We start from the raw sequence: 7,117 nt of genomic DNA, 5'->3' as shown, positions 1-7,117 counted from the left end.
CCGCGCGCTGCGGGCAGCCGCGCGCCGCGTGCTGTCAGCGCCCTGGGGGCGGCTCCGCGCGCCCTGCGGACTGCCAGTGTCCCGAGGCTGCCCGCGGGGCGCGGTTCGGGCCCGCGTGGCTCCCCGCCGACCTACCCCCAGCGTTGGGGTTGATCGGGCGCCCAGGCTGGGCGCGATGCGGGCCCGCTCAGGCTGCGCGATCCGGCACCCGCTGAGGCTGGGCGCGATGCGGGCCGCTCAGGCTGCGCGCGATCCGGCACCCGCTCAGGCTGGGCGTGATGCGGGCGCCCACTCACGCTGGGCGTGATGCGGGCGCCCGCTCAGGCTGGGCGTGGCCGCAGGTCCCGCTGGCTGCGTTCGTCCGTCACCACCTCGCCGGAGCGTGCGAAGCGCACCGACGCCCACCACGAACCGTCGGCGCGCGGGTGTTTCTCCCAGGTCAGCGTTCCCGGCACCCACTGCCCGGAGTCCCGCACGAGACAGGGCTTCCCGGGCGGATTCACCTTTCCGCGCTCCCGTAGCCACCGATCGGTGCAGCAGTGCAGGCAGGGCTGGAGCTTCTCCGGGCCCAGGTCCGCCCAGCGGACCGGCACCACGTCACCGGTCTCGCCGCCCCTGCGGCGCACGTGCTCCTGCCCCTTGCGCATCCACTCGCACCGGTCGTCGTTGTGGTACGCCGACCCGCCCGTGGTGCGGCAGCACCCCCGCCGGCGGCGGCTTGCGGTACGCGCACTTGGCCCCGCCGGCGGGATCGCCGTCCATCGCGGCCAAGTTAGCGGCCACCACCGACAGTTTCAGCGGCCCTCGAACCGGGGCGTGCGCTTCTCCGTGAACGCGCGCGGCCCCTCCTTCGCGTCGGCGGACTGGAAGACCTTCAGCCCGTACTGCGCCTCGATCTTGAAGGCCTCCTCCTCGGGCATCCCCTCGGTGTCGCGGATCGTGCGCAGGATCGCCTGCACCGCGAGCGGCCCGTTGGCGGCGATCATGTCCGCCAGTTCCAGCGCCCGCTCCAGCGCGGTCCCGTCCGGCACCACGCTGCCGATCAGCCCGATCTCCTTCGCCTCCGCGGCGGTCAGGTGCCGCCCGGTCAGCAGGATCTCCGCCGCCAGCGTGTACGGGATCTGCCGCGGCAGCCGCACCGCCGAGCCGCCCATCGGGAACAGGCCCCACCGCGCCTCGGACACGCCGAACCGCGCGCTCTCCCCGGCCACGCGGATGTCCGTGGCCTGCAGGATCTCCGTGCCGCCCGCGATCGCCGGGCCCTCCACGGCCGCGATCAGCGGTTTCGTCAACCGCCGCCCCTTCAACAGGCCCTCGATGCGGCCCGGGTCGAACGTGCCCTTCTCGTAGGAGTCCGCGGGGGAGTTGCGGTTCATCGACTTCAGATCCGCCCCGGCGCAGAACGCGCCACCCGCGCCGGTGAGCACACAGCACCGGATCTCCGGATCGTTGTCCACCCGGTCCCAGGCCTCGACCAGGATCGCCATCATCTCGCCGCTGATCGCGTTGCGGACCTCCGGCCGGTTCATCGTCACCACGAGCGTGTGCGCGCGTTGTTCAACCAGAGCGTGCGGCTGCGTCATGAGTACCTCTCCATCCGGCGCCATTGCCCAAAACGATAACATGTTCTACTTTGGCTGGGTGGCATACAACATCGCGGATCTGCTCGAGCACGCCGTCGACGCCGTGCCGGATCGCCCCGCGGTCATCTGCGGACAGCGGCACGTCACCTACGCACAGCTGGAGGACAGGGCCAACCGGCTGGCGCACCACCTCGCCGCGCAGGGGGTCGGTCCCGGCTCCCACATCGGCGTCTATTCCCGCAACTCCGTGGAGACGATCGAGGCGATGTTCGCCGCGTACAAGTTGCGCGCCATCGCGGTCAACGTCAACTACCGCTACGTCGAAGCCGAGCTCGAATACCTCTTCGACAACGCCGACCTGGTCGCGCTCGTGCACGAGCGCAAGTACGCGGACAAGGTCGCCGCGGTCCTCCCGAAGGCCCCGAAACTGAAACACGTACTAGTGGTCGAGGACGGTAGCGGCGCGGACTTCTCCGGCTACGGGGGCGCCGAGTACGAGCCGGCCCTCGCCGCGCAGTCGCCGGACCGCGACTTCGGCGAGCGCAGCCCGGACGACATCTACATCGTCTACACCGGCGGCACCACCGGGTACCCGAAGGGCGTCATGTGGCGCCACGAAGACGTGTGGCGGGCGCTCGGCGGCGGCATCGACTTCGTCACCGGCGAGTACGTTCCGGACGAGTGGACGATGGCCGAGCGGGGCAAGCAGGGCGCGATGGTCCGGCTGCCCGCCGCGCCGCTCATCCACGGCGCCGCCCAGTGGGCCGCCTTCGGCGCGATGTTCGGCGGCGGCACCGTCGTGTTCGTGCCGCAGTTCGACCCGCACGAGATCTGGCGCGAGATCGAGAAGCACAAGGTGCACGTCCTGACGATCGTCGGCGACGCGATGGCCCGCCCGCTGCTCGACGCCTACCGCGAGGGCGGTTACGACGCCTCGTCGCTCGTCGCCGTGTCCAGCCACGCCGCGCTGTTCTCCCAGCCGGTCAAGCAGGAGTACCTCGACGCCTTCCCGAACCTGGTGCTCACCGACGCGATCGGCTCGTCGGAGAGCGGCTTCACCGGCATCGGCATGGTCGCCAAGGGCGCCGACCACTCGGCGGGTCCGCGGGTGAACTTCGGCAAGGACGCCATCCTCATCGACGACGACAACCGCCTGGTCCCGCGCGCGGCCGGCGCGACCGGGCGGATCGCCCGCCGCGGGCACGTGCCGCTGGGCTACTACAAGGACCCGGCCAAGTCCGAGACGATCTTCGTCGAGGTCGAGGGCAACCGTTACGTCGTGCCCGGCGACTGGGCCCGCTACGAGGAGGACGGCACCGTCACCCTCCTCGGCCGCGGTTCGCAGTGCGTCAACACCGGCGGGGAGAAGGTGTTCCCGGAAGAGGTCGAAAGCGCGCTGAAGTCCCACCCGGACGTGTTCGACGCGATCGTCGTCGGTGTGCCGGACGAGCGGCTCGGCCAGCGGGTCGGGGCGATCCTCCAGGCCCGGCCCGGCGTCACGCCCGACCTCGGCGCGATCGAGGCGCACGTCCGGACGCAGGTCGCCGGCTACAAGGTGCCGCGCAGCGTGTGGCTGGTCGAGAAGATCGGGCGGCTCCCGACCGGCAAACCGGACTACCAGTGGGCCGCCCGGCACGCGGCGGAACACCAGCCGACCGAGATCCAGAAGGCCTGAGGAGACACTTGATGCGCACCGCGCTGTGCGAGACGTTCGGCATCCGGTACCCGATCATCGGGTTCACCCCGTCGGAGCACGTGGCCGCCGCGATCAGCAAGGCGGGCGGCCTCGGCGTGCTCGGCTGCGTGCGGTTCAACGACGCCGGTGAACTCGACCGGGTGCTGGACTGGATGGACGCCAACACCGACGGCAAGCCCTACGGGGTCGACATCGTCATGCCCGCGAAGGTGCCCGCCGAGGGCGCGGCGGTGGACCTCGAAAAGCTCATCCCCGAGGAGCACCGCGCGTTCGTCGAGCGGACGCTGCGCGAGCTGGGCGTGCCGGAGCTGCCGGAGGACACCGAGGAACGCGCCGGCGTTCTCGGCTGGCTGCACTCGGTGGCCCGCTCGCACGTCGAGGTCGCGCTGAAGCACCCGATCAAGCTGATCGCCAACGCGCTCGGCTCACCCCCGGTCGACGTGATCAACCAGGCGCACGAGCACGGCGTGCCGGTGGCGGCGCTCGCCGGCAAGGCCGAGCACGCGGTGCGGCACGTCGACAACGGCGTGGACTTCGTCGTGGCGCAGGGGTACGAGGCGGGCGGGCACACCGGCGAGATCGCGTCGATGGTGCTGCTGCCGGAGATCGTCGACGCGGTGGGCGACCGCGCGCCGGTGCTCGCGGCGGGCGGGATCGGGTCGGGCAGGCAGGTCGCGGCGGCGCTGGCGCTCGGCGCGTCCGGCGCGTGGACCGGCTCGATCTGGCTCGCGACGGAGGAGTACCTGCAGACGATGCCCGAGTCAACGGCGATGCAGAGCGCGCTGGTCGGGGCGACGTCGTCGGACACCGTGCGGACGCGCATCTACACCGGCAAACCGGCACGATTGCTGAAGACGCGCTGGACGGAGGCCTGGTCGTCCGCGGACGCGCCCGATCCGCTGCCGATGCCGCTGCAGAACCTGCTGGTGAGCAAGGCGCACAACCGCATCCACGCGGCGAACGACCCGACGGTCGTGTCGATGCCGGCAGGCCAGATCATCGGCCGGATCGACCGGGTGCGCCCGGTGGCCGAGATCGTGGCCGACCTGGTCAGCGGTTACGAGGAGGCCCTGTCCCGCCTGGACAAGACGAGGTAGGCGAGCGCGCCGAGGGCCAGCACCACGACACCGCTGATCACCGACGACAGCGGCAGGCTGAACGCGAGCACCACGCAGCCGGCGAGCCCCACCACGGGCACCACGCGGCGGGTGCCGAGCGTCCACGCGCTCGCGTTCGCGATGGCGTAGTAGGTCAGCACCGCGAACGACGAGAACCCGATCGCACCGCGCAGGTCGGTCACCAGCACCAGGGCGGCGACCACGACGCCGACCGCGACCTCCGCGCGGTGCGGCACGGCGAACCGCGGGTGCACGGCGGCCAGCGGAGCGGGCAGGTGGCCGTCGCGGGCCATCGCGAACGTCGTCCGGGACACGCCCAGCACGAGTGCGAGCAGCGAGCCCAGCGCGGCCAGCGCGGCGCCGGCCCGGACCACCGGGGTGAGCGCCGACCACGACGTGCCCGCGACCGCGGCGGCGATCGGGTCCGAAGTGGACGCCAGACCGTCCGGACCCAGTTGCAGCAGCAGGAAAACGGCGACGACCGCGTACACGACGAGCGTGATCCCCAGTGCGATCGGGATCGCTCGGGGGATGGTGCGCTCCGGGTCGCGGACCTCCTCGCCGAGGGTGGCGATTCGCGCGTACCCGGCGAAGGCGAAGAACAGCAGCCCGGCCGACTGCAGGACGCCCCCAGCCCCCGAGCCGGGGAACGGCGTCAGGTGCGCGGCCGCCGGGTTCCCCGCGACGACGATGGCGGCCACCGACCCGGCGAGGACCACGAGCGTGATCGTGACGATGACCTTGGTGAGCGTCACCGACCGCTGGACGCCGCGATAGTTGAGGGCGGTCAACGCGAGCACTGCGGCCGCCGCGACGAACGACTGCGCGAGGCGGCTCGCGCCGGGCGCGGTGTAGGAGGCGACGGTCAGCGCCATCGCCGCGCAGCTCGCGGTCTTGCCGACGACGAACCCCCACCCGGCGAGGTAACCCCAGAACTCGCCGAGCCGTTCCCGGCCGTAGACGTAGGTGCCGCCGGATTCGGGGTACCGGGCGGCGAGGCGGGCGGAGGAGGTGGCGTTGCAGTAGGCGACCACGGCGGCCAGCGCGAGGCCGATCAGCAGCCCGGCGCCCGCGGCACGGGCGGCAGGAGCGAAGGCCGCGAAGACCCCCGCCCCGATCATCGACCCCAGGCCGATCACGACCGCGTCCCCGGTACCGAGCCGCCGCACGAGTCCTGTCACGGGGAGACCGTATCCGGTGCCCCGACGGAGGGGATGATCCGTTACGGGATGTTCGGCGCCCGTTCGTCCGCGGACCGGCGGCTCGCCGAGGGCATGCAGGTGGGTGGCTGGGGCTGGGGCGTGCTGGTGGGCGCATCAGCTGGGGATTCTCGGCGGTCCTCGCTGCCCGGGCCGGCCGAGGTGTCCAGTGGTGCGCGCTCATCCTCGGGCGGCCGGCGTGCACGTTCCCGGCTCACGCCGACTCAGGCCGCCGCCGAGGCAAGCGCGTGTCCACGATCCGCGGGCCTTCCGAAACCAACCCCCTCAGCCGAGAGCGTCCAGCTTCCGCTCCAGCACCGCGCGCTCCCGCTCGTTCCCGCACAGCTCGACGGCCCGCCTCAGCTCCGTCCGCGCCTCCGCCACGCGGCCGAGCCGCACGAGCAACTCGCCCCGCACGGTCGGCAGCAGGTGCGACTTGTCGAGCGCCCCGGCGGCCGCCAGGGAGTCCACGATCGGCAGCGCCGCCGCCGGGCCCTGCGCCATCGACACCGCCACCGCGCGGTTCAGGTCGACCACGGGCGACGGCGCGAGCCCGCCGAGCGCCTCGTACAGCAGCACCACCCGGTCCCAGTTCGTCTCCGCCACCGACGGCGCGACGGCGTGGCACTCGGCGATCGCGGCCTGCAGGCCGTACGCGCCCAGCCCCCGCCCGGCCGCCTCCGCCCGCGCCAGCGCCGCCCGTCCCCGCCGGATCGCCGACCGGTCCCACCGCCGCCGGTCCTGGTCCTCCAGCAGCACCGGCTCCCCGTCCGGCCCAGTGCGCGCCGGGAACCGCGCGGCGGTCAGCTCCAGCAACGCCAGCAGCCCGTGCACCTCCGGCTCGTCCGGCATCAGGCGCGACAGGACGCGGGCGAGGCGCTGGGCCTCGCCCGCGAGGTCGAACCTGATCAGGTCGCCGCCGGAGCTGGCCGACGACCCCTCGGTGAAGATCACGTAGATCACGTTCAGCACCGACCCGAGCCGCGCGGCCCGCTCCTCCGGCGAGGGCACCTCGAACGGCACCCCCGCCGCGCCGAGCGTCTTCTTCGCCCGCGTGATCCGCGCCTGCACGGTCGCGGTCGGCACGAGGAACGCCCGCGCGATCTCGTCGCTGGTCAGACCGCCGACCACCCGCAGCGTCAGCGCCACCCGCGCCTCCCGCGACAGCACCGGGTGGCACGAGATGAACATCAGCGCGAGCACGTCGTCGTCGATCTGGTCCGGGTCCCACTCGATCTCCCCGCCGTCCTCGCGCATCTCGTTGGCGAGGACGGCGTACCGGTCGTCGAGCGCGGAGCGCCGGCGGAACGCGTCGACCGCCCGGCGCCTGCCCACCGTGAGCAGCCACCCCGCCGGGTTGCGGGGCACCCCCTCACGCGGCCAGGTCACCAGCGCCTCCGCCAGCGCCTCCTGGGCGAGGTCCTCGGCCAGCGCGAAATCGCCGGTGTAGCGCGCGAGCGCACCGACGATCCGCGCCGACTCGATGCGCCAGACGGCGGCGATCGCTTCCCGTTCGGTCAT

At 72.8% G+C, this 7,117-nt stretch carries 6 protein-coding genes; 2 read left to right on the top strand and 4 right to left on the bottom strand.

From position 1 onward, the window contains the following. Positions 1-320 precede the first annotated feature (320 nt). Complete coding sequence (locus ABZ193_RS35245) at positions 321-647, bottom strand: hypothetical protein (RefSeq protein WP_354712900.1); 327 nt, start codon at positions 645-647, stop codon at positions 321-323. 147 nt (positions 648-794) lie between these two features. Next, positions 795-1,583: a crotonase/enoyl-CoA hydratase family protein gene (locus ABZ193_RS35240; RefSeq protein WP_020418752.1), complete on the bottom strand. Its 789-nt coding sequence runs from the start codon at positions 1,581-1,583 to the stop codon at positions 795-797. A gap of 58 nt (positions 1,584-1,641) precedes the next feature. Here ABZ193_RS35240 and ABZ193_RS35235 point away from each other — a divergent pair, with 58 nt between their 5' ends. Beyond that, positions 1,642-3,258 carry an acyl-CoA synthetase gene (locus tag ABZ193_RS35235; protein WP_237338137.1) on the top strand — a complete coding sequence of 539 codons (1,617 nt, stop codon included), beginning with the start codon at positions 1,642-1,644 and terminating at the stop codon, positions 3,256-3,258. Positions 3,259-3,269: 11 nt separating this feature from the next. Continuing rightward, positions 3,270-4,376: a nitronate monooxygenase family protein gene (locus ABZ193_RS35230; protein WP_020418750.1), complete on the top strand. Its 1,107-nt coding sequence runs from the start codon at positions 3,270-3,272 to the stop codon at positions 4,374-4,376. On the opposite strand, the gene ABZ193_RS35225 is transcribed toward ABZ193_RS35230, so the two are convergent. Further along, on the bottom strand, positions 4,337-5,566 hold the full coding sequence (locus tag ABZ193_RS35225; RefSeq protein WP_354712901.1) for an amino acid permease: 1,230 nt from the start codon (positions 5,564-5,566) through the stop codon (positions 4,337-4,339). The genes ABZ193_RS35230 and ABZ193_RS35225 overlap by 40 nt on opposite strands. Positions 5,567-5,881: 315 nt before the next feature. Next, a complete protein-coding gene (locus ABZ193_RS35220) occupies positions 5,882-7,117 on the bottom strand; it encodes an RNA polymerase sigma factor (protein ID WP_237338139.1) in 1,236 nt (411 codons plus the stop codon).

The organism is Amycolatopsis sp. NPDC006125 (assembly GCF_040614195.1).
GTDB lineage: Bacteria > Actinomycetota > Actinomycetes > Mycobacteriales > Pseudonocardiaceae > Amycolatopsis_E > Amycolatopsis_E tucumanensis.
The sequence above is the reverse complement of the archived record's forward strand: the minus strand, read 5'-3'. Positions and strand labels throughout refer to the sequence as shown.